General features: G+C 69.5%; 20 protein-coding genes. 5 read left to right on the top strand and 15 right to left on the bottom strand.

Annotation, left to right across the window (positions count from 1 at the left end; all coding sequences use genetic code 11):
* Positions 1 to 59: 59 nt before the first annotated feature.
* The 10 genes from OG828_RS47865 to OG828_RS47820 all read right to left on the bottom strand — a co-directional run bounded on the left by OG828_RS47865 (position 60) and on the right by OG828_RS47820 (position 10,347).
* Complete coding sequence (locus OG828_RS47865; protein WP_328371400.1) at positions 60 to 779, bottom strand: gamma-glutamyl-gamma-aminobutyrate hydrolase family protein; 720 nt, start codon at positions 777 to 779, stop codon at positions 60 to 62.
* The gene (locus OG828_RS47860) at positions 776 to 2,266 is read right to left on the bottom strand and encodes an aldehyde dehydrogenase (RefSeq protein ID WP_328504749.1); all 1,491 of its coding nucleotides are present in this window, start codon (positions 2,264 to 2,266) and stop codon (positions 776 to 778) included. Before OG828_RS47860 ends, OG828_RS47865 begins: the two co-directional genes overlap by 4 nt.
* A gap of 241 nt (positions 2,267 to 2,507) precedes the next feature.
* Complete coding sequence (locus OG828_RS47855) at positions 2,508 to 3,965, bottom strand: APC family permease (protein WP_328504748.1); 1,458 nt, start codon at positions 3,963 to 3,965, stop codon at positions 2,508 to 2,510.
* Between the two features lie 168 nt (positions 3,966 to 4,133).
* Positions 4,134 to 4,769: a TetR/AcrR family transcriptional regulator gene (locus OG828_RS47850; protein WP_328371391.1), complete on the bottom strand. Its 636-nt coding sequence runs from the start codon at positions 4,767 to 4,769 to the stop codon at positions 4,134 to 4,136.
* 67 nt (positions 4,770 to 4,836) lie between these two features.
* Entirely contained in the window at positions 4,837 to 5,682 is an 846-nt protein-coding gene (locus tag OG828_RS47845; protein ID WP_328504747.1) for a fumarylacetoacetate hydrolase family protein, read from the bottom strand.
* Between the two features lie 11 nt (positions 5,683 to 5,693).
* The gene (locus tag OG828_RS47840) at positions 5,694 to 6,629 is read right to left on the bottom strand and encodes a 3,4-dihydroxyphenylacetate 2,3-dioxygenase (protein ID WP_328371387.1); all 936 of its coding nucleotides are present in this window, start codon (positions 6,627 to 6,629) and stop codon (positions 5,694 to 5,696) included.
* Positions 6,622 to 8,085: an aldehyde dehydrogenase gene (locus tag OG828_RS47835; RefSeq protein WP_328371384.1), complete on the bottom strand. Its 1,464-nt coding sequence runs from the start codon at positions 8,083 to 8,085 to the stop codon at positions 6,622 to 6,624. Before OG828_RS47835 ends, OG828_RS47840 begins: the two co-directional genes overlap by 8 nt.
* Positions 8,086 to 8,119: 34 nt before the next feature.
* Positions 8,120 to 8,926: an acetoacetate decarboxylase family protein gene (locus OG828_RS47830; RefSeq protein ID WP_328371382.1), complete on the bottom strand. Its 807-nt coding sequence runs from the start codon at positions 8,924 to 8,926 to the stop codon at positions 8,120 to 8,122.
* A 12-nt stretch (positions 8,927 to 8,938) separates the two neighbouring features.
* On the bottom strand, positions 8,939 to 10,153 hold the full coding sequence (locus OG828_RS47825) for an NAD(P)/FAD-dependent oxidoreductase (RefSeq protein ID WP_328504746.1): 1,215 nt from the start codon (positions 10,151 to 10,153) through the stop codon (positions 8,939 to 8,941).
* Positions 10,154 to 10,158: 5 nt separating this feature from the next.
* Entirely contained in the window at positions 10,159 to 10,347 is a 189-nt protein-coding gene (locus OG828_RS47820) for a ferredoxin (RefSeq protein WP_266447280.1), read from the bottom strand.
* A gap of 368 nt (positions 10,348 to 10,715) precedes the next feature.
* Between OG828_RS47820 and OG828_RS47815 the strand changes: the two genes are divergently transcribed.
* Both OG828_RS47815 and OG828_RS47810 read left to right on the top strand, forming a co-directional pair.
* On the top strand, positions 10,716 to 12,071 hold the full coding sequence (locus OG828_RS47815) for a glutamine synthetase family protein (protein WP_328504745.1): 1,356 nt from the start codon (positions 10,716 to 10,718) through the stop codon (positions 12,069 to 12,071).
* Between the two features lie 21 nt (positions 12,072 to 12,092).
* Positions 12,093 to 13,391 (top strand): cytochrome P450, encoded by a 1,299-nt coding sequence (locus OG828_RS47810; RefSeq protein ID WP_328371374.1) that lies wholly within the window; start codon positions 12,093 to 12,095, stop codon positions 13,389 to 13,391.
* Positions 13,392 to 13,597: 206 nt separating this feature from the next.
* On the opposite strand, the gene OG828_RS47805 is transcribed toward OG828_RS47810, so the two are convergent.
* Complete coding sequence (locus tag OG828_RS47805; protein ID WP_328505061.1) at positions 13,598 to 13,945, bottom strand: transposase; 348 nt, start codon at positions 13,943 to 13,945, stop codon at positions 13,598 to 13,600.
* A gap of 125 nt (positions 13,946 to 14,070) precedes the next feature.
* On the opposite strand from OG828_RS47805, the gene OG828_RS47800 reads away from it, so the two are divergent.
* Complete coding sequence (locus OG828_RS47800; RefSeq protein WP_328371371.1) at positions 14,071 to 14,850, top strand: DUF1963 domain-containing protein; 780 nt, start codon at positions 14,071 to 14,073, stop codon at positions 14,848 to 14,850.
* A gap of 936 nt (positions 14,851 to 15,786) precedes the next feature.
* Here OG828_RS47800 and OG828_RS47795 read toward each other — a convergent pair.
* Positions 15,787 to 16,356 carry a DinB family protein gene (locus OG828_RS47795; RefSeq protein WP_328504744.1) on the bottom strand — a complete coding sequence of 190 codons (570 nt, stop codon included), beginning with the start codon at positions 16,354 to 16,356 and terminating at the stop codon, positions 15,787 to 15,789.
* Between the two features lie 190 nt (positions 16,357 to 16,546).
* Complete coding sequence (locus OG828_RS47790; protein WP_328442237.1) at positions 16,547 to 17,572, bottom strand: 6-phosphofructokinase; 1,026 nt, start codon at positions 17,570 to 17,572, stop codon at positions 16,547 to 16,549.
* Between the two features lie 203 nt (positions 17,573 to 17,775).
* On the opposite strand from OG828_RS47790, the gene pstS reads away from it, so the two are divergent.
* A complete protein-coding gene (pstS, locus tag OG828_RS47785) occupies positions 17,776 to 18,921 on the top strand; it encodes a phosphate ABC transporter substrate-binding protein PstS (RefSeq protein ID WP_328504743.1) in 1,146 nt (381 codons plus the stop codon).
* Between the two features lie 93 nt (positions 18,922 to 19,014).
* Here pstS and OG828_RS47780 read toward each other — a convergent pair whose 3' ends face one another.
* Positions 19,015 to 19,665 carry a response regulator transcription factor gene (locus OG828_RS47780; RefSeq protein WP_328504742.1) on the bottom strand — a complete coding sequence of 217 codons (651 nt, stop codon included), beginning with the start codon at positions 19,663 to 19,665 and terminating at the stop codon, positions 19,015 to 19,017.
* Positions 19,662 to 20,801: a sensor histidine kinase gene (locus OG828_RS47775; protein ID WP_328504741.1), complete on the bottom strand. Its 1,140-nt coding sequence runs from the start codon at positions 20,799 to 20,801 to the stop codon at positions 19,662 to 19,664. The genes OG828_RS47780 and OG828_RS47775 overlap by 4 nt, the downstream gene beginning before the upstream one ends.
* A gap of 240 nt (positions 20,802 to 21,041) precedes the next feature.
* On the opposite strand from OG828_RS47775, the gene OG828_RS47770 reads away from it, so the two are divergent.
* Positions 21,042 to 21,671, top strand: coding sequence for a hypothetical protein (locus OG828_RS47770; protein ID WP_328371360.1), 630 nt, complete (start codon positions 21,042 to 21,044; stop codon positions 21,669 to 21,671).
* Positions 21,672 to 21,703: the final 32 nt, after the last annotated feature.

Raw genomic sequence — 21,703 nt, 5'->3', positions numbered from 1 at the left:
CGGACACATCGACGACGAGCCCCGCGGTCCCAGCCTTCCGGCGGCCGGTTCTCGTGCTGTCAGTGGCGGTCGCGTGCGGCGCCTACGAGGGCGTCGAACAGTCCCTGCTGGGCGGGGTCTTCGTGGGCGGTGTCCTCGGGGTGCCACTGGACGGCGGCGAACCAGCCGGGGACTCCGGGCAGTTCGAGACCTTCCACCGTGTCGTCGGCGGCCCGGGCGGTGATCGTGAGGCCGGCGCCCGTACGGTCGACCCGCTGATGGTGGTAGCAGGAAGCCTCCACCTTCTCGGCGCCCGTGGCCTGTTCCAGCAGCGAACCGCGCCGGATCGCCACCGGGTGCACGACATGGCGGTGCTCGCGGTCCGGGCCGCCCATGTCCTGGTGGAGGGTGCCGCCGAGGGCGGTGTTGACGACCTGGAGACCGCGGCAGATCGCGAGCAGGGGCAGGCCCAGGTCGATGGCCTGGCGGGCGACCTCCAGGTCGAAGCCGTCCTGGAGGTCGTCGACGTCGTACACGCTGTCGTGGGTGTCGGTCGCGCCGTAGCGGTACGGCGCGAGGTCGCCGCCGCCGGGGAGGAGGACGCCGTCGAAGCGGGCGAGGCGGGCGGCCACGCCGGTGGCGGTGGGCTCGGCGGGGTGGATGGTGGCCGGTTCGCCGCCGGCCCGCCAGACCGCCTCGACCAGCGCGCGGGCGTTGACCTCGGCGGCGTAGCGCAGCGCGGAGGTGGAGGCGGCGAAGCGGGCGGGGATCGCGATCAGCGGTCGCTCGGGCGTCGTCACAGCTGGATCCAGGTGGTCTTGAGTTCGGTGTACTTCTCGATGGCGTGGGCGGACTTGTCGCGTCCGTTGCCGGACTGCTTCACGCCGCCGAAGGGCACGGTCAGGTCGCCCTCCTCGTAGCAGTTGACCCAGACCGTGCCGGCCTTCAGCACGCGTGAGACCTGGTGGGCGGTGGACAGGTCGGAGGTCCACAGCCCGGCGGCCAGGCCGTACTCGGTGGCGTTGGCGAGCGCGACGGCCTCGTCGAGGTCGTCGAAGGTGAGCACGGACAGGACGGGGCCGAAGATCTCCTCACGGGCCAGCCGCACGCCCGGGTCCACGTGGTCGAAGACCGTGGGCTGCAGGTAACTGCCGCCAGTGTCGGCGAGTGTGCGGCCGCCCCCGGCCCGCAGCCGCGCGCCCTCGTGGAGGCCGGTGCCGATGTGGTCCAGTACGCGCTCCAGGTGGCGCTCGCCGACCAGCGCCCCCATCTCGGTCGCCGGGTCGAGCGGGTCACCGATCCGTAGTTCCCGGGCCCGCGCCACGATGGTGTCGGTGACGCGCTCGGCGATGGAGGAGTGGACGAGCAGCCGCGAAGGGGCCGTGCACATCTCGCCCTGGTTGAAGAAGATGCCCCAGGCGGCGGTGGCGGCGGCCTTCTCCAGGTCGGGTGCGTCCGGGAGGATGATGTTGGGTGACTTGCCGCCCAGCTCCAGCCAGACGCGCTTGAGGTTGGAGTCGGCCGCGTACCGCAGGAAGTGGCGCCCGACGGCGGTGGATCCGGTGAAGGCCAGCACGTCGACGTCCGGGTGGAGGCCGATCGCCCGTCCGGCGGTGGGCCCGTCGCCGGTGACGACGTTGAGCACGCCCGGCGGCAGCCCGGCCTCGGTCGCCAGTCGACCGAGCAGCAACGCGGACAGCGGCGAGTTCTCCGACGGTTTGAGCACGACGGTGCAGCCGGCCGCGAGCGCCGGAGCGACCTTCCAACTCGCCAGTGTGAGGGGGAAGTTCCAGGGGACGACCGCGCCGACGACGCCCGCCGGTTCGCGGGTGACCAGGGCGAGCGCGTCGGGCGCGGTGTGCGGCGACTCGTCGGTGAGCTTGTCGGCCAGCTGCCCGTACCAGCGGAAGGTGTTGATCGCGGCACGCAGTTCGATGTCGTACGCGTCCGTGATCGGCTTACCCATCTCCAGGCTGACCGTCAATGCCAGCCGGTGACGCTGCTCCTCCAGCACATCGGCGATCCGCAGCAGGATCCGGCCCCGGTCGGCAGGTGCGAGGCGTGGCCACGGCCCCGAATCGAAGGCCCGGCGCGCGGCGGCCACGGCGGCGTCCACCTCGGCAGTCCGGGCGTCGGCCACGTGCGCCAGCACCTGCCCGTCGCGGGGAGAGACTGCCACGTAGGACTGTCCGCCCCCGGGTTCGTCGGCGCCGTCGATGTGGTGCGCGCCGGACAAGTCCAGTGCCTTGGCGCGGCGCAGCCATTCGTCGTGGGTGATGTCCAGCATGCGTGGCCTCCAGCTCACAGCATAAAGTTTGATCCCAAACAACAGACCATCGACGGTGCCGACGCCCGCAGCTTGGTCGACGGCTTCGTGGAACGGGTGGCGTAGGCGGCCGACTGACGGCCTCTTCACGCACCCCGGACTCGGGGCCAGCCCTCCCCCGGCCCGGAGAGGTCGGTGTGGCCGGTACGGGCCCGAGGGGAAGGGCAAGCGCCGGGCCGGCCACACCGCAGGGGGCGCGGGTTCAGCCGTCGGCCGTCGTCCTGCCACGGGTCGGCCGTGCTCCGATGACGCCCAGGACGAGGACCGCCGGGACGGTGAGCTCCAGCCACATCGCCGTGTCCTGGTCCCCACCGATGAGGGTGGTGAAGTTGGCCAGGATCAGCCAGATGGCACCGGCGATGCCGAGCGCACCCAGGACGGGGGCGATCAGCGTGTTCCAGGGGCGCGTGTCCAGCCGTTCCCGGCGGAAGAACACGACCACCGAGACGGAGGTCAGGAAGTACAGAAGCATGACTCCCAGCACGGCGACTCCGCTGAACCAGGAGAAGAGGCTCAGCACCGGGTCCCTGCCCAGCAGCGCGAAGGGGATGACCAGAGCGAGCGAGATCACGGTCTGCACACTGCCCGCAACCCAGGGCGAGTGGCGTCGGTTGATCGCGGTCAGCCCTTGCGGCAGCAGACCGTCGCGGCCGAGCGAGAACAGGTAGCGGTTCGCGGAGTTGTGGAAGGCGAGGACGCCGGCGAAGAGGGAGGTGGCCAGCAGGATCGGCAGCGCGTCGCCCGCCCAGCCGCCGAACTGCGCGGTGATCGGTGCGAAGACCCAGGACGTGGCGTCGCCGCTCTCCAGCGCCTTCTCGGCGGCCGCGGTGGCGTTCGAGGCACCATGGGCGGAGACCAGCATCCACGAGGTGAAGGCGAAGAAGACGGTGACGACCACGACGGACAGGTACGTGGCCCGGGGGACGGTCCTACGGGGCTCCCGCGCCTCCTCGCCGTAGATCGCGGTCGCCTCGAAACCGAACATCGACGCTACGGCGAACATCAGCGCCACGCCTGGCGCCCCCTGTAGGGCCGCGTCAGGCGAGAAGCTGCGGGCGAAGCCCAGCCCCTCCGGGCCGCCGCCCTTGAAGAAGGTCACCAGGGCGAAGACGAACAGGATGCTGAACTCGGCCAGGACGAAGACGGCGAGGATCTTGGCGCCCATCTCGACCCCGGCGGCACCGAGGATCTGGACGATCACCATGGTGACCAGGACCCAGACCCACCACGGCGCGTCAAGCCCCGTGTACTGCGCGACCAGGCCGCTGACGATGAAGCCGTACAGGCCGTACATGGCCGCCTGGACCGCGCAGTAGGCGAACAGCGCGACGCCTGCGCTCCCGGAGCCGATGCGGCGGCCGAGCCCCTTGCCGATGTAGGTGTAGAAGGCGCCCGCGTTCACGACATGGCGCCCCATGGCGACGAAGCCGACGGAGAACAGCAGGATGACGGCGCCGACCGCGGCATACGCGGCGGGCGCACCCGCGCCGTTGCCGATGGCGACGGCGATGGGCACGGCACCGGCTATGCCGGTCAGCGGCGCCTGCGCGGAGAGGACGAAGAAGACGATTCCCAGAACACCGAGGGAATTGGGTTTGAGCCGGCCTGCAGCGGGGGGATTCTGCACGGTCTGTGTTGGTTCGACCGTCTGACTGTCCACGCGGATCACCTGCCTGGAAGGGAGAGGGGTTTCGTTTCGAGCCAAACGAGTTGCCTCATAGTGGGCTGGAACTATCCAGATGACAAGGGGTTGAGTGGCTTTTTTAGGGAGGTGGACGAGGCCCCGGGCGCCAAGCGCCCGGGGCCTCACAGCAGGCAGGTCGGCGAGTCAGTCGCCGCTGTCGCCCGCACTCTCGCCATCTCCGTCGGCGTCGAGCAACCGCAGCAGGGAGCGGAGCTCCTCGATGGCCGCGTCAGTGACCTCGGGTCCTCCGCCCAGGACGAGCTGGTGCAGGACGAGACCGTCCAGGGCGGCGAAGACCAGCCGCGTCATCGCACGGTTCGCGCCCTCGGGGAGTATCCGGGACAGCTCGCGCTCGGTGGCGTCGAAGTACTCGTCGTACAGCCCGCGGATCAGCGGCAGCAGCTCGGGCCTCCGCCGGGATTCGAGCAGCAGCTCGTACTGGAAGACCTGGGTGTCCGGATCGGCCGTGACCATCTCGGACACTCCGGCCGAGAAGTCCGACACCTTGCCGGTCCCCGGCTCGACCGCGCTGACGCTCAGGCTGGTGCGTACGGTGTGGGCGAGCGCCTCCTCGATCAGCGCGTCGCGGGAGCCGAAGTGGTGGACGACCAGACCGTGGGTGACTCCTGCCTCCTCCGCCACCGCGCGATAGGTGAGCCTGCGCAGACCGCCCCGGGCCACCACCCGCACGGCCGCGTTGAGCAGGGCCTCCCGGCCCTCCCCGTAGTTCAGCCGCTTGCGCGGCCTGCGGCCCTCCGGGGTCTTGGCGGCTTCGGTCATGGGTGCGACCCTACCGGCCCGTACCTGTACGGCGGCGTCGTCCCTACGGCTCCGCCTACGGTGGGCATCAGCGCTTGGGGGGCCGGATACCGCGGAACTTCCAGTCGCCGCCGAGCGCGGTGGACAGGACCTCTTCCGATTCGGTGGGCTGGGCTCCGACGTCCGTACGGATCGAGGCGGGGCCGGTGACGATGTGGTTGGTGAGCCGCCCCAAACCCTCGACCTCGACCTCGACGACGTCGCCGGGCTGGACGGGGCGGGAGTTGGCCGGGGTACCGGAGAGCAGTACATCCCCGGGGTGGAGGGTGATGGTGCGGGCGATGTCGGCGACGAGGTAGTGCATGTCCCACTCCATCTCGTCCGTCGAACCGTCCTGTGCGAGCTCGCCGTTGACGTACGTGCGCAGGTACTTGCCGTGGAAGTCCCAGTCGGTGACCAGGCCCGGGCCGAGCGGACACAGGGTGTCAGAGCCCTTCACCCGCAGCATCGAACCGGCGTCGGTGTCGCGGAAGTCGTGCAGGCCGTAGTCGTTGGCGACGGTGTAGCCCGCGATGTACTCGCCCGCCTCGGACGGGGAGACGTTGCGCGCGGTCCGGCCGATGACGATCGCCACCTCGCCCTCGTAGTTGAGCCATTTGCAGCCCTCGGGGCGGACGATGGCGCCCTTGTGGGAGTTGAGGGCCGAGGTCGGCTTGTGGAAGTACGTCGGTGTCGGGGTCAGCTGGATCTGGAACTCGTCGACCCGGCTGCGGTGGTTGAGGTGAACGGCGACCACCTTGGACGGCACGACCGGCGGCAGGTGCTGGGCGTCCTCGATCTTGACCCGGCGGCCGTCCCCGGCGACGAGTTCGTCACCGTCACGGACGGTCTCGACGGCGGCTCCGTCGAGGAGGACACGGCGGTATTCGGGCATGGCGGGCCTTTCTAGGAGCGGCTGTGGGGGGTGGGCGGGGAGGCGGGTGCGGGCGTGCCGGTGCCGGTCCAGTCCTCGCCGGGGCGGTCGAACCAGAGGTGGACCTGGCCGGTGCCGATGGAGTTCTCGTACTCGCCGTACTGACGTGCCTTGGCGACGCATGCCTGCTCGCCGAGGGCGCCGGCCATCATCAGGTAGTGGTAAAAGCGGGCCTCGGGCTTGTACTTCCAGAACTCGTCCATGGTGTCGAGGACCTTGTCGTGGCGGCCTTCCTTGAACCAGGCGATGCGCTCGAAGTCGGCCTCGCGGGCCTCGGGCGTGAAGATGTGGACGGGGTCGCTCGACTCGTGGTCGCGAAGCTCGCGCAGCGGCCAGAAGGTGTGCGACAGCGCGCCGGAGGCGATCAGCAGCACGCGGCGGCCAGGGGTGGCGGCGATACCGTCCGCCAGGGCGCGGCCGAGCCGCAGGTGGTCCTCCATGTCGCCGGTCTGGCAGACGCCGATGGTCACCCATCGCTTGTCGGGCAGTCCCTCGCCGAGGAACTTCCACAGGTTGGTGGTGGCGTAGTAGACCGGCAGGTACTCATCGTCGATCGCGGTGATCCAGGTGCCGTGCTTGTCGGCGAACCGGGCGATGTTGTGGGCCAGTTCCGGATCGCCCGGGAAGTCGTAGGGCATCCGGCACATGCCGCGCGGCAGTTCCTCGGAGGTGAACAGTCCGGCCCTGCGCTGCTGGGCGGTGACGACGAACTCGACGGTGGTGGCCCAGTGCGAGTCCAGGACCACGACGGTGTCGTAGTCGTCACTGTCGAAGACGTCCTCGCGGAGCTGTCGCAAGCCGGTGACGAGGGTGATCTCCTTGCCCGCGTTCAGCTCCAGCCGGTCGGCCTCCGGCAGCACGATGGTGGGGACGTGGGCAAGCAGGCCCGCCCCGACGATCTCACCCATGGTTGCTCCATCCGTTCGGCGCGGTGACGGTGTTCTTGACGTCGCAGTAGAAGTCGAAGCTCCACGTGCCGCCCTCGCGGCCGACGCCCGAGTGGCGGGAGCCGCCGAAGGGCGCCTGAAGGTCGCGTACGAAGAAGCAGTTGACCCAGACCGTGCCCGCGACCAGCTGCGCGGTGACCCGCTCGGCACGCTCGTGGTCGCCGGTGACGAGGGTGGCGGCCAGACCGAAGCGCGTGTCGTTGGCGAGGCGCACCGCCTCTTCCTCGTCGCCGAAGGTCTGGAGCGTCAGGACCGGACCGAAGACCTCCTCCTGCACGATCTCCGAGTCCTGGGCGACGTCGGTGAGGAGGGTCGGCTCGTAGTACAGGCCGTCCTTGCGCTTGCCGCCGATGACCGCGCGAGCCCCGTCCTCCAGCGCACGCCGCACGAAGCCGTCGATCTTCTCCAGCTGGCGCGGGTGGATGTTGGGGCCGAGGTCGGTGGCCTCGTCACGCGGATCGCCCTGCCTGAGCCGGCTCGCCTTCTCCACGAACCGGCGGGTGAACTCGTCCGAGACCGTCTCCTCGACGAGGATGCGGGTCGCAGCCAGACAGACCTGTCCGGCGTTGTCGTACTGCTCCACCGCCAGGTCCACGGCGAGGTCGAGGTCCGCGTCGGCGAAGACCAACAGCGGTGATTTGCCGCCGAGTTCGAGGCTGAGGGGGGTGAGGTTGGCAGCGGCCGCCCGGGCGATGTGCTGGGCGGTGGGCACGGAACCGGTGAAGCTGATCCGGCGGACATCCGGGTGCGAGACAAGAGGGTTGCCGACCTCGGCGCCGTATCCCTGCACGACATTGAGGACACCGGCCGGCAGCCCGGCCTCGGCCGCGATGTCGGCGAGCAGGGAAGCGGTGAGCGGGGACCACTCGGCGGGCTTGAGGATCACCGTGTTCCCGGCGGCCAGTGCCGGGGCGACCTTCCAGGTGGCCAGCATCAGCGGGGCGTTCCACGGCGTGATCAGCACGCACGGGCCCGCCGGGTCCCAGCTCACGTAGTTGGTGTGGCCGCGGGTGGCGAAGTCCTCGTGCTCCAGCTTCAGCAGCCAGTCGGCGAAGAAGCGGAAGTTGTGCGCCACACGCGGCATCACACCGCGACGGTGGGAACGCAGGAGGGCGCCGTTGTCGAGCGTCTCGACATTGGCGAGGTCCTCGATGCGCTTGTCGACTCCGTCGGCGATGGCGTGCAGGATCCGGGCGCGCTCGGCACGCGATGTGGCGGCCCAGGCAGGAAAGGCGGCGCGAGCGGCGGCGACGGCGGCCACGGCCTCCGTCGCCGTGCCCCGGGAGATCTCCCCGAGGGTGCCCCCGTCGATCGGCGACACGTCGGTGAACGTCTCGGCGGACGCCACGCGTTCGCCGCCGATCCAGTGCCGGGTGTCGACGGCGACGCCGGCCACCGTGGTGATGTGTTCGGTCATGTCCGGTCTCCAGGTCTTCTGGTGCGTAAGGGGGTTACTCGGCCTCGGAGGTGCCGGACTCCAGCAGTCGGCCGCCGTCCCAGACGACGCCCACCTGCCGGTAGTACGCGGCGATCGGCTCCCGGATCTCCAGCCGGGCCAGCTCTTCGGTCGGCGCCTCGAACAGCTCCAGTTCCGCGTCGCCGACCCACGGCTGTCCGGCCTCGAAGGACGCGGCGCCGGTCTCGATCAACTCGTCGAGCGCGAGGCCCTTGCCGTTCTCTATGGAAGGCAGCCAGCGGTGGTGAGCCATCGGGTGGCCGTTGACGAAGCCGTTGGTTTCGGACGGCTCGCGCAGGGTCACCACCGTCTGGGCCAGGCGTCGGTCGGCGGCGGCGAGGGTCGCGCCGAAGCGGGCCCCGGCCTTGATGCGCGGGGCCGGACCGTAGGGGTGCGGACGCGTCTGGTGGATCGAACCGAGCTTCTTCGGGTAGCCCTGGTGCAGCCCGCGGGCGATCGCGAAGTCCTTGTCGACCCAGATATGGACGCAGCGCGAGTACGTCTGCCCCTCGTACGAGCAGCGGACGACCGCGAAGGCCTCCTTGTACTGGGAGCGCACCGGGTCCAGCAGCTCCTCCTTCGTACCGGAGCAGGACTGCCAGTCGGCCCAGATCAGCGCGACCGCGCCCGGGTCCTCCTCGGCGAGTTCCAGCGGAGCGGGCAGCAACTCCCGTACGCGCGCGGGATCGGTGCGGTACTCGATCGTGAGCAGGTCCCCGGAGTAGTGCCAGGGCGGCGAGGGGATCAGGGACGACGAACCGGTCGCCGTCTTGGGGTGGAAGTAACCACGGACGCTGGCCATGACGTTCGTTCCTTACGCGGTGAGGACGGGCTGCTTGAGCAGCTGGGCGCGGTAGCGGGCGGCGCCGGTGGCGACGGCGTGGCCGCCGAGGGCGACGACGCCGACGAGCTGCCCGCCCTCGGTGTGGTAGCCGACGAGCATGTCGCCATCCGGATCGCCGTCCAGGACGCGGATGTCGGCGAGGCCGAGCACGGGGGAACCGAAGGACTGCAACCGGAAGTCGTGCTGGTCGCTCCAGAAGGTGGGCAGCGGCGCGAACGGCGCCAACTCGGCTTGCACACCCGTGAGATGAGCCACCAGCGCCTTGGCCGCGTGCTTCGCCGTGTCGCTGGGGATCGACCAGTGCTCGACCCGGCGCGGTACGCCGTCGTAGCGGGCGTTGGGGAAGCGGGCGACGTCGCCGACCGCGACGACGTACGGCAGTCCGCCGACCCGGAGCTGCTCGTCCGTGAGCACGCCGTCGGTCAGGTCGAGACCGTTGCCGTCGAGCCACTCGGTGTTGGCGACGGAGCCGACCGACTCCACGACCACATCGGCCGGGAGCACCGTCCCGTCGCTCAGTACGACCCCGGTGACGTGCTCCTCGCCCTCGAATCCGCAGACGCCCGCACCGAGAGCGAAGCGCACGCCGCGCTCCTCGTGCCGCTCCAGCAGCGCGCGGGCCGGCAGCTCGCCGAGCGGTCCGACCATGGGCAGCGGCAGCGGGTCGACCACGGTGACGTCCGTGACGCCGAGGCCGACCGCGGTGGCGGCCACCTCGCAGCCGATGAACCCGGCACCGATGACGACGACCCGGGCGCCCGGCCGGGTCAGCTCGGCCCGCAGGGCCTGAGCGTCACCGAGAGTCCGTACGGTGTGACGGCCGACCGCGGGGCCCTCGCAGCGCAGGCGCCGGGGACGCATGCCCGTGGCGACGACCAGTCCGTCGAAGGGCAGTTCCTCGCCGCTGTCGAGCACGACGACCCGCTCGGCGAGGCGGGCGCTCGTGACGCTCGTACCGAGCCGCCACTCCACGTCGGCCGTGCTCGCCTTGGGAGTGAAGGCCAGGGACTCGAAGGGCGCCTTCCCGGCCAGCACTTCCTTGGAAAGAGGCGGCCGGTTGTACGGCATGTGGGGCTCGTCACCGATCACGGTGATCGCGCCGGTCCACCCGGCGCCGCGGAGTTGTTCGGCCGCGCGCAGGCCGCCCATGGAGGCCCCGGCGACGATGATGCGCTGCGTCGTCATGCCGCTCAGTCCTCGATCCGGATGGCCTGCAGCGGACAGACGTCGGCGGCTTCCTCGACCTCGTCGCGCAGCGTGTCGTCCGGGTCGCTGACGTAGGCCAGCCGTCCGTTGTCGTCCAGCTGGAAGACATCGGGGGCCGCGAAGACGCACTGTCCGTGGTCCTGGCACTTGTTCATGTCGACGACGACCTTCATGGCCGGTCCTCCTGGAAGGTGAGTGCGCCGGGGCGGGCGGGAGAGAGGGGGAAGCCGCGGGATGGGAGGGCCCGGCCTGTGGCCGGGCCCCTGGCCAAAGGGGTACGGGAGAACCGAACCCCTGACTCGTTTGGCTTCAAACAACATAGGAAGCCGCCGCGCCCTGGTCAATACCTATCCAGATGGATAAATTCTTTGGTGCACCCCCTTGCGGGAAGGTGGCCACCTCCATACCGTTTGGCTTCAAATGATTGACCGGGGCTTCACGACCGCGGCATCGCCCGGCGCCCCGGCTCCAGTCTTCGCTCCGCCACCCTCCCCCCGGGCCCGAGGCCCGAGAGGTGCCCGAATCCGCCGAGGAGACATCGGTGAGCGCTCACGACACCCCATCCGTCCGCCGGCACCAGGACCGGCTCGCCGCCGAGGGCATCGACGTGGTCCGGGTGACCTATCCCGACCTCATCGGCACCGACCGGGCCCGCGACGTACTGCTCGACCACCTGCCGTCGGCCTGCGAGCACGGCCTGGCCTTCTGCCGCGCCGTCTACCACACCACCCCACGCGGCGACGTCGTCGCGATCCAGGGCGGCATCGAGGCCGGCCTGCCCGACATCTCCGTGCGACCGGATCTGAGCACCCTCGCACGGGTGCCCTGGGAGCCCGGCGTGGCGTGGTGTCTCGGTGACACGACCGACCCCGCGACCGGCGGCCCGTCCGCGGAGTCGCCGCGCGATCTGCTGCGCTCGGTGCTGGCCCGGTGTACGGACGCGGGTCTGAGCCCGATCCTCGGCCCGGAGCTGGAGTACTTCCTCCTCGAAGAGGACGCCACCGCGCCGAACGGCTGGCGGCGCAGCCCCGCCGTCACCGGGTCCGTCTACACCGCCGGCCTGCGCGCCGACCCCGACAACCACCTGCTGCGTACCCTGCGGCAGCTGCGCGACCTCGACATCGGCGTCATCACCGGCAACCACGAGTTCGACGGCGGCCAGTACGAGATCAACCTGACCCACTCCCACGCCCTGGACGCCGCCGACCGCGCGTTCCGCTTCAAGGCCGCTGTCAAGGAACTGGCACGCAAGGAAGGCAAGCTGGCCACCTTCATGGCCAAGCCCTTCAACGACTCCGGCGGCTCCGGCTTCCACCTGCACTTCTCCTGCGTCGACGCCGAAGGCCGCAACGTCTTCGACGCCCCAGCCGGCGCCTTCGGTCTCGCCGACAACGCCCGGCACGCCCTCGCCGGCCTCCTCACGCACGCCCCGGCGCTCGCCGCGCTGCTCAACCCGACCGTCAACTCGTACAAGCGCTTCGGGCCCGACACCCTCGCGCCCTGGCTCATCAACTGGGGCCTGGACAACCGAAGCGCCATGGTCCGCATCCCGCCCGAGCGCGGCTCCGGCGCCCGCCTCGAAGTACGGCTCGGCGACGCCAGCGCCAACCCGTACCTCGCAATCGCGGCTCTCACCGCCGCCGCCCTGCTCGGCGTCCAGGAGGGCAAGGAGCCCCCCGCACCGCTGGAGGGCTACGGCTACGACCTGGAGAAGTCCAAGGTCCTGCCGATGAACTTGACCGCCGCGCTCGACGCCCTCGAAGCCGACGAGGCGCTCGTCGAACTGCTGGGCAAGGACTTCACCGCGTCCTTCCTCGCCTACAAGCGCGACGAGGCCGAACGCTTCCAACGACACGTCACCGACTGGGAGTTCGCCGAGTACTCCTACCACCTCTGAGCGCCCCTCCAGGAGCACACCATGACGAGCACCCTGAAGACCACCGACACACACCACGCCCCCGACGACCCGATGCCGCTGGACGAGGTCGACCTCGCCGACAACGACAAGTTCCTCGACGGCGTCACCCCCTGGCGCATGCTCCACACCCTGCGCCACCAGGACCCGGTCCACTGGCAGCCGGAACCCGAGCCCAACCACGGCTTCTGGGCCGTCACCCGGCACGAGGACATCGCCCGCGTGGGACGCGACCCGCAGACCTTCACCTCCACCAAGTTCGTCAACCTCGAAGAACTCGACGACGACCAGATCAAGAAGCGCGCCTCCATCCTGGAACTGGACGGCGTACGCCACCGCGCGATGCGCAGCCTGCTGCAGCGCCAGTTCGGCCAGGGCGTCATCAACGAGTACGCCGACTTCCTGCGCGGCCTGACCGCCAGGACGCTGGACACGGCCCTCGCCAAGGGCACGTTCGACTTCGTCGCCGACGTCTCCGCCGACTTCCCCATCAACGTCCTCGCCCGCCTCCTCGACGTCCCCCCGGGGGACAACCAGCAGCTCATCGACTGGGGCAACCGGATCATCGGCAACACGGACCCTGACTACGCCGATGTCCTCCTCCACAGCCAGGAGAGCGAGCAGTACAAGGACCTGCCCTTCCGCAGCCCGGCCTCGCTCGAGGTCTTCGAGTACGGACGGGAGTTGGCCCGCCGGCGGCGGGGCGGCACCGGCACCGACCTGATCTCCAGGCTCGTCAACCAGACCCCGCGCGACGGCGTCCCGCTCTCCGCGCAGGACTTCGACAACTACTTCCTGCTGCTGGTCGTGGCCGGCAACGAGACCACCCGCCACACCATCTCGCACTCCGTGCTGGCCCTCATCCAGCACCCCGAACAGTTGGCCAGGCTCCAGGAAGACCCCTCCCTCATCCCCGTCGCCGTCGAGGAGTTCCTGCGCTGGGCCACGCCCGTCTACCACTTCCGCCGCACCGCGACACGAGACGTCGAACTCGGCGGCAAGCAGGTGAAGGAGGGCGACAAGGTCGTCATGTGGTACGCCTCCGGCAACCGCGACGAAGAGGTCTTCGGCAACCCGTACGACTTCGACGTCACCCGCCAGAACAACGACCACCTCACCTTCGGCAAGGGCGGCCCCCACCTGTGCCTGGGCAACCTGCTCGCCCGCACCGAGATCCGCATCATGTTCGAGGAACTGATCCCACGCCTCGCCGGCATCCGCCTCGCCGGCGACGTCCCCCGGGTCCGCTCCAACTTCGTCAACGGCATCAAGAAGCTGCCGGTCGAGGTCACCCTCGCCTGACGGCCCGTACAGAGGGCTGTGGCCACCCCCGGCCGGAACGCTGGGTGGCCACAGCTCTGTGTGTTTGAAGGATCTCGTCCGGGGCCACACCCTCGTCGACCCATCGCATCAAGGCGATCATCGCGGCTGCTGAAGGTGAAGGACCCGCGGGAGGCCGGTTGCCCGGAGCAGTTCAACACGGACGGCTCGCACGACCTGAAAGAAGGTCACGCGCTTCGAGAGCTACCGCGGTTTTCCCTCTCGCGCCCGCTTTCTCGTTCTCCTTCACGAAGAAGGCGGGCGCTTTTTCTCAGGACCTCGATCGTTTGCTGCTGCTCGCGGTTCTCCCGCCGTAGCCGCTTGAGCTCCTCGCGCTCGGCACTGCTCAATTCGCCGGGAGTGTCCTCGCCCTGCTCCGCCTTCGCCTTGCGGCACCAGCTGCGCAGGGACGCGGAGCTGATGCCGAGTTCCCGGGCGACCGCCGTGACCGTCTTGCCCGAGGAGTCGACGAGCACGATCGCGTCCGCTTGAACTCTTCGGTGTACCGCTTCGTGTACTTGCTTCCCACCTGGCACTGCTTCCTCTCGAACCTCAGATCCCAGTCTCCTGGTGTGCACGATCAAGGGGAAGGTTCACCGCCGTCCACCCTGGAGCGGCGACAGCCAAAGAGCTGTCAGTGGCCCGTGGCAAGATCCCAGGCATGACCTTCATCCACGAACGGCTCGTTCACGAGATGGCCAACGAGCACGGCGTCCCCGGCGCTGTCGCACAGGAGCTGATGGAGCGCTCCCGCCCGTGCGTCTATCTGGTCCTGCGCGAGGAATTGCCCCCCGCCCAGCGGGAGGGCGCTCGGCCGGCCGCCCGCACGGGCGGGCTCCCCTCGTTGCCGCACTCAGTGGGCTGGCCCGAGGGGAAGAAGCCTCTCGTGCTGACCATCGACTGCGCGGCCCTGCCCCACGATGCTCTGGACATCGAACTGCCCGCCGACGGGCACTTGTTGTTCTTCACCTCCATCGAGTACGAGCCGGAGTCGTCCGTGGTACTCCATGTCCCCGCCGGAGTTCAGACCACGGAGCGTGCCGCGGCGTATGAACTCGACGGTGAGCAAAGGCAGGTGAAGGTCTATGAACCACGCACGCTGTATCCCGTGACCGGACTGACCCTCCACGAGGACTGGCGAGACGCCCCGGAGACTCGCTCATTTGCGGACAGCGACGGACAAGAGGAAGTACTGGACCGTTTCGAGAACGCCGTCCTGGACAGGGCCTCCAGCGGAGCCCGGCACCGAATCTGCGTTCAGATCGGCGGGTTCTCCGACCCTTGGGACATGGCACCGGACGACGGTGACCTCGTGCTCCTCGCGCAAATAGCTGGGGAGGCGATCGACAACGATGTCCCCACTATGAACCTGATCGTGGGCACCCCGAAGGACATCGCTGCCCAACGGTATTCCGAGCTCCAGTACGAACAGCAGACCTGACTCGGTGTCGGCGAACCTCCACGCCTTCACCTCGCCGACGCTGACCAATCGCGTGTTGCTCATCTGACTCTGGAGCAGGCCACTTCAGCGAGGACGGCGGGGGACACGAAGATGACTGCCAGCTTCTACGTCTCCACCGGAGCACCTGCAGCTTCGTGACACGTGACGTGCGCATGTGAGGTCGCTCCGCAAAGAGCGGCTCGAGACGAGAACCCATGTCCGATACCCCGGACACCGGACAACCTGAAACCCCGGCCATAACTTCGTTTCGTACCGTCGGCCCGCCCCAACCGCCAGCGTTGGGACGAGCTCGGCGAGGGCGACGTCGACAGGGAAGTCCACCTCATCACCTCGTGGGCTCGGGCGAGAGCGAGGACGAGGTCGATCCACGCCCGCTCGGCCTCGGGGGGCGTGCTCGGCCCGGTCTCTCACGTCGAGGAGAGCCGACCGTTCGCGCAGCGTCTCCTCCCAGTCGCCCTTGACGCCACTGCGGGTCCGGCATACGGGACCCGATGACGCCGGCCATACCCGATCCCGGGCCTCCGGTCCGCGCGCCTACCGCTTCCGCACCAGACCGTGAACCAAGCGGCGAAGCCCCCGTCGCACGCGGGACGGACGCGATCGAAGTGGGCGACGGTCCTCCCCACCCACGTGACCCGCGTCGCCAGGGTTTCGCCCCCAGTGAGCGTCAGGCGACAGGACCGGTGCCTTGCGTTCCGCCTGTGCCCGAATCTCAACGTGCGCTTCGTGAGCAGTGATGCGGAACGCCTCCTCATAGGAAGCCAAGGCCGCGCTCATCGCCCCGCCCGTGAGACCCCGACGGCGCATACGCAAGGCCAGCCACGCGAAGAACCCCAGAACTGCGGCAAGGCCGGCGATCAGAGCCAGGAACGGTAAGAACGCATCCACGGCCGCGACTCTACTGGCCCGCCCTCGTCACTGGCCCACCCTTCCGTCGACACACTCCCGCAACAGGTCGGCGTGACCGCAGTGGCGGGCATACTCCTCGATCCGGTGCACCATCAGCTCCCGGACCGATGTGCCGTCCTTCCCCAGACGCTCCCCCAGATCCGGGTGCTCGGCCAGCGCGGCGTCGGTCGCGGCCTGCTCGCGCGCCAGATCGGCGTACGCGGCCTCGACCAGGGCCTGGTCGGCGACGGCTCCGTGGAAGTCCGCGTCGCGCTCGCCGTACAGCTTCGGCAGCGGATCCCCGTCGCTGATCCAGTTGCGCCAGTCCCGTTCCACCTCGGCGAGATGCCGGAGCAGGCCGAGCAGCGACATCGTGGACGGCGGAACCGAACGACGGGCCAGCTGCTCCGCGTCCAGACCCTCGCACTTCATCGCCAGCGTCATGCGATAGCCCGTCAGGAAGTCCAGCAGCGTCGCCAACTCCCCATCCGGACTGGCTCCTTCGCTGTTACGGGGGTCGTCGTCCGGGTCAGCCCACATGTCGGGATAGATGGTTGCCTGGCTCCAGCGCGCGGGTTGGTCATCCATGCGTGCCATCTTCGCCGGTGAGGGTTCGAACTCGCCAGTGCAATTGGGCTTGAAGTGATCTTGGCGGGAATGTTCCACGCCTCCGGTAAACCCGCGCTGACCTGAACAGCAGGGCCGACTCGGTCCGGTCACGCACGCAGTTCCGCACCACGCGGCGCACTGGCAGGTCCCACGGCGATGTGGCGAGCGCCGCGGCCGGTCAGCCGAAGAACACCTCGAACTCGTCGTACAGTGACGAGTCGACCCTCTTGGGTTTCGCTGTGGCGTCGGCGAGGGGGAGGCGGACGATGCTGGTGCTCCGCAGGGCGACCATGACGCCGAAGTCGCCGTCCTTGACCGCGTCGATGGCGTGCAGCCCGAAGCGAGTGGCCAGCCACCGGTCGAAGGCGCTCGGGGTGCCGCCGCGTTGGATGTGGCCCAGGACTGTGGTGCGGGCGTCCTTGCCGGTGCGGTCCGAGATCTCCCGGGTCAGCCATTCGCCGATGCCGGACAGCCGCACATGGCCGTACTCGTCCAGCGTCTGATCCTTGAGGATCATCTGTCCCTCTTTGGGGACTGCCCCTTCGGCGACCACGACGATGGGCGCGTAGTTGATCTTGAATCGGCTCTTCACCTGTTCGCAGACGTCATCGATGTCGAAGGGCCGCTCCGGGATGAGGATCACGTTGGCGCCGCCCGCGATGCCGGCGTGCAGGGCGATCCACCCGGAGTGCCGCCCCATCACCTCCACCACCAGGGTGCGCATGTGCGACTCGGCGGTGGTGTGCAGCCGGTCGATGGCCTCGGTCGCGATACCTACGGCGGTGTCGAAGCCGAAGGTGTAGTCGGTGCCGGACACGTCGTTGTCGATGGTCTTCGGCACGCCGACCAGATGGATGCCCTGTCGGCTCAGCTCGGTGGCAGCACCTAGCGTGTCCTCACCGCCGATCACCACGAGCGCGTCCACGTCGTGCTCGGCGAGGGTGTCCCGCACGCGCCGCAAGCCGTCCTCGCGCTTGAAAGGGTTGGTTCGGGAGGAGCCGAGGATGGTTCCGCCACGGGGGAGGATTCCCCTCACACCGGCGATGTCCAGCGGCATGACATTGCCCTGGAGCAAACCGAGCCAGCCGTCCCGCACGCCGACGAAGTCGAAGGCGTATTCCTGGACGCCTTTGCGGACGACGCTGCGGATCACGGCATTGAGGCCAGGACAGTCGCCGCCACCGGTCAGAACTCCGACCCTCATGGGCTTCCTCCCATCCGCTGATCGCCCCGCCTCACCGCAGACCGCCCCCTTCCAGCCTCCCTCCATTCGATCCGCAGTGGCCACTCGACGTGCGCAAGGGCCGGACTCCTGCGTGATTACCCAAAGAGACTGTCTCACTACGGATGGTTATCATCAGGACTGCGCCGACCCTGGCGGCGGTCCACAGAATGGAGCACCGAAAAGTGAAGCTTCAGCGGAAGAGCGGGCTGCGCATGCCGGCGGTCGGCTCGGCGGTTATCTGTGGCGCTCTGCTCCTGGCGGCCTGCGGCTCGGGCGGCGGTTCCCGGCCCGCTGGCAGTACGCCCCTGGCTGCCTCGCCCGCCGTCACGACGGGTGCCGGCGGGGTCAAGTGCGGCAAGGCGGCCGCTGTGTCGGCTTCCGGCTCGACTGCGCAGGAGTTCGCGATGCAGTTCTGGATCAAGAACTACATGCGCGCCTGCCCCAACACCCGGATCAGCTACGAAGGCAACGGCTCGGGTGCCGGACAGACTGATTTCCTGAAGGGCAGGACCGCCTTCGCGGGTTCCGACTCCGCGCTGAGCGCCACCCAGATCACCGAGTCCAAGAGCGTCTGCTCCGGCGGTCGAGCCGTCCACCTGCCGATGCTCGGCGGCCCGATCGCGATCGCCTACAACCTGCCAGGGGTCAGCAAGCTGGTCCTGGATGCCCCCACTCTCGCCAAGGTCTTCGACGCGCAGATCACGAAGTGGAACGACCCCGCGATCGCGAAGCTCAACCCCGGTGCCAAGCTGCCGTCGACACCGATCCAGGCGTCCCACCGGTCCGATTCCTCCGGCACGACGGACAACTTCACGTCCTACCTGAGCGCCGCCGCACCGAGTGCGTGGTCGTACGGGCACGACAAGGTGTGGATGGCCAAGGGCGGCCAGTCCGCCAAGGGTTCCTCGGGCCTCGCCGAACACGTGAAGAAGACCGTGGGTGCGATCGGCTACGTCGAGCTGTCGTATGCGATCGCCCGCAGCATTCCCACGGTCGCGATCGACACCGGCGCCCCCGCTCCGGTCGCCGCCAGTGTCCTTACGGCCTCCAAGGCGCTCGCCGATGCCGAAATCGCCGGTGCCGACGACGACCTCGTGCTCAAGCTCGACTATGCGACCAAGGCCGCGGGCGCCTACCCGATCGACCTGGTCACGTACGAGATCGTCTGCGACAAGGGCAACAAACCGGCGACGTGGTCCACCACCAAGGCATTCCTCACGTACATCGCCGGCCCCGAGGGCCAGGAGGACCTGAGCTTCCAGGGCTACGCGACGCTCCCGGCCACCATCGTGAACAAGGTCCGCAGCAAGATCAACAGCCTGTCCTAGGGTGATGGAGCCAGGCCGGCAGGGCTTTGCGCCGGACGAGAGTCTCGCCCCAGGAGGCTGGTGGCTCGCGGGGAACTGGTTTCGCGGTGGGCTTCACAGCAGGCCCAGCTCGTGGGCGCGCAGGGCGGCCTGGGTGCGGTCGCGGAGGGCGAGGCGGCTGAGGATGCGGGAGATGTGGTTCTTGACGGTGCCCTCGCTGAGAAACAGCTGCGTGGCGATCTCCCGGTTGGTCCGGCCGCGCGCCACGAGCCGCAGGATGTCGATCTCGCGCGGGCTGAGGGCGACCACCGGGGCCGGGACGGGGGCAGGTGGCGGCAGGGCGGCGGCGAGGCGGCCGGCCACCGAGGAGTCGAGCTGGGTGACTCCGGCGTGTGCCAGGCGGATCGCGTGGGCGAGTTCGTCGGCCGGCAGGTCCTTGAGGAGATAGCCGCTGGCGCCCGCCCGCAGCGCCTGGACCACGTACTCCTCGTCGTCGAACGTCGTGAGCATCACGACCCGGCACTCCGGCGCCCGGCCGCGCAGCACGGCGACGGCCTCGACGCCGTCCAGCTCCGGCATGCGTACGTCCATCAGCACGACGTCGGGCCGTAGTTCCACCGCCTTCTCGATGGCCTCCCGCCCGTTCACCGCCGTGCCGACGACCGTGATGCCGGGCCGGATGGAGAGCAGCGACGCGATGCCGTCGCGGATGAGCTGCTGGTCGTCCACCACCAGCACCCGCACCGTCGTCGGCTCCTCGCTCACCGCTCGCCTCCACCCCGGGGAACGACGACCGTGAGCCGGGTGCCCTGGCCCGGGCTGCTGTCGATGTCCACGCTGCCTGCCACGAGGTGCACCCGTTCCTTCATGCCGGTCAGGCCGAATCCGGCGGTGGCCGTGTCCGGCGTGAAGCCGCAGCCGTCGTCGGCCAACGCCAGCCGCGCGCCGTGTTCGGTCAACCGGACGGCCACCGACACCCGCGAGGCTCCCGCGTGGCGCAGCGCGTTGGTCAGCCCCTCCTGCGCGGCCCGGTACAACGCGGTCAGTTCCGCCGCGCTGTATCCGTCCTCGTCGCCGCTCACCTCGACGGTGACGCACGGTCCCGTACCGCTGTCGCGCGCCCAGCCCTCGAGTGCGGCTGACAGTGACGGGCGTGCGGCCTCGTCGCGCAGCGCGCGCACGGACTGCCGTACGTCGCCCAGCGCGAGCTTGGCCGAGTGCCTGGCCTCGGTCATCGCCCGTCCGGCGGCGTCCGGGTCCAGGGTGCGGAACTCCGAGGCGATCTCCAACTGCACCGAGATGGCCGTGAGATGGTGGCCGAGGCTGTCGTGGATGTCCCGGGCCAGCCGGTTGCGCTCGGTCGCGGCGGACAGTTCCGCGACCCGCGCGGCGTACTCCTGCAGTTCACGCCGGGTCCGCTGTTCGCCGACGGCGACAGCCGCCATCGAGATCGCCAGCACCAGGCCGATGCCGAGCATGAGCAGGTCGGACACGTACTCCATGTCGCGGTACCAGCCGGGGGCGGTCAGCAGATAGCCGGTGAGCAGTCCGGCCACGCACAGCGCCGCCAGCGCGAGCGCGACCGTGCGGCCGAACGCGAAGTAGGCCGTGAACGGCAGCAGCACGAACAGCACTTGGGACAGTTCCGAGGCGTCCAGGGCGACCACGGCGGCCGTCAGGCCGAACCGGGCGAGCAGGAGCGGCACCCTGGCCTCGCTCCACCGGCGCCCCACCGCTTCCACTGCGAACAGGGCCGCGAGCCCCGCCACGAAGCCGGCCGTGCGCCAGGACACCAGCACTGGACCGTTGCCCAGATCCGCCGCCAGGTAGTAGAGACCGCCGGCGAGCACCGCGCCGTACAGCAGCGGCGACACCCACGGGACCGGAACATACGCCGCCATGCACACCCCCCACCCGCCCGATGCTGCCGCCAGGCTAGGCCGGGTCCATGCGCGGGGCGACACGGACGGGAAGGCTCCGGTCAGGTATGGCCGTTCGGCACATGCCGAACGGCACCGGTGCCGCCCGTGCGCTGGTGACTTCCAGCGGCCGCTTTCGCCGCTGTGCACCTCCCTCCGCCGACCCGTCACTCCCTAGCGTTGCGGCCCTGACCTGCCCCTCGACGAACCGGAGTGGTCCACATGTCCTCGCCGATCAGCACTGCACCGGTCTCCACCCGGCTCACCCGCCTCGGCGCCCTCTGCGGGGCGCTGTCCGGCCTGCTCATCGCCCTGCCCTCACTGGTCGAGGCGTTCACCGGGGAAACCGCCGCGACCAGCTTGCTTCTCGCCCTCTCCCCCGCGTTCTCCCTGCCGTTCCTCAGCGCGCTCCACCAGCGGCAGAGCCAGGCGACTGGCCGATTCGGCGAGACCGCCTACGTCGTGAACCTCATCGGCCTCGGCCTGTTCGGCGGGGCCGCGTTCACCTCGAACCTCGTGCTGTTCTACCTCGACGACGCGGTCATCGACGCGGAACTAACAGGCCCCACTATTCCCGCACTCCTCGGCTCGGCCGTTGTCTTCGCCGTGGGATGCGCCCTGTTCGGGGCGGCGACGATCCGCGCCCGCAGGTTCCCCAAGGTGCCGTCATGGGCGTACGCCGTCGCAGTACCGCTGCTCGCGTTTCTGACCGCGCTGCCCGAGTCGGTGTTCACGAGCGCGCTGCACATCGTCGTCGGTGCCACGTTGATATGGCTCTCGACGGCGCTGTGGCAGTCTTCCCCGACGACGGACCGGGCCGGCGTTCCGCGAAGTGATGCTCGCGCTGCCTGACGGCTCCGCGCAGAACCACTTCGAAACCCGCG

The sequence above is a fragment of the Streptomyces sp. NBC_00457 genome (assembly GCF_036014015.1).
Taxonomy (GTDB): domain Bacteria; phylum Actinomycetota; class Actinomycetes; order Streptomycetales; family Streptomycetaceae; genus Streptomyces.
This window is presented reverse-complemented; position numbering and strand designations above follow the sequence as displayed.

What these genes read in the sequence shown, in the direction of transcription:
- OG828_RS47840 (WP_328371387.1), bottom strand. Translation starts at nt 6,629, where the DNA reads ATGGGTGAGATCGTCGGGGCGGGCCTGCTTGCCCACGTCCCCACCATC.
- OG828_RS47770 (WP_328371360.1), top strand. Translation starts at nt 21,042, where the DNA reads ATGTCCTCGCCGATCAGCACTGCACCGGTCTCCACCCGGCTCACCCGC.
- OG828_RS47775 (WP_328504741.1), bottom strand. Translation starts at nt 20,801, where the DNA reads ATGGCGGCGTATGTTCCGGTCCCGTGGGTGTCGCCGCTGCTGTACGGC.
- OG828_RS47810 (WP_328371374.1), top strand. Translation starts at nt 12,093, where the DNA reads ATGACGAGCACCCTGAAGACCACCGACACACACCACGCCCCCGACGAC.
- OG828_RS47860 (WP_328504749.1), bottom strand. Translation starts at nt 2,266, where the DNA reads ATGCTGGACATCACCCACGACGAATGGCTGCGCCGCGCCAAGGCACTG.
- OG828_RS47830 (WP_328371382.1), bottom strand. Translation starts at nt 8,926, where the DNA reads ATGGCCAGCGTCCGTGGTTACTTCCACCCCAAGACGGCGACCGGTTCG.
- OG828_RS47820 (WP_266447280.1), bottom strand. Translation starts at nt 10,347, where the DNA reads ATGAAGGTCGTCGTCGACATGAACAAGTGCCAGGACCACGGACAGTGC.
- OG828_RS47835 (WP_328371384.1), bottom strand. Translation starts at nt 8,085, where the DNA reads ATGACCGAACACATCACCACGGTGGCCGGCGTCGCCGTCGACACCCGG.
- OG828_RS47795 (WP_328504744.1), bottom strand. Translation starts at nt 16,356, where the DNA reads ATGGCACGCATGGATGACCAACCCGCGCGCTGGAGCCAGGCAACCATC.
- OG828_RS47845 (WP_328504747.1), bottom strand. Translation starts at nt 5,682, where the DNA reads ATGCCCGAATACCGCCGTGTCCTCCTCGACGGAGCCGCCGTCGAGACC.
- OG828_RS47790 (WP_328442237.1), bottom strand. Translation starts at nt 17,572, where the DNA reads ATGAGGGTCGGAGTTCTGACCGGTGGCGGCGACTGTCCTGGCCTCAAT.
- OG828_RS47850 (WP_328371391.1), bottom strand. Translation starts at nt 4,769, where the DNA reads ATGACCGAAGCCGCCAAGACCCCGGAGGGCCGCAGGCCGCGCAAGCGG.
- OG828_RS47800 (WP_328371371.1), top strand. Translation starts at nt 14,071, where the DNA reads ATGACCTTCATCCACGAACGGCTCGTTCACGAGATGGCCAACGAGCAC.
- OG828_RS47825 (WP_328504746.1), bottom strand. Translation starts at nt 10,153, where the DNA reads ATGACGACGCAGCGCATCATCGTCGCCGGGGCCTCCATGGGCGGCCTG.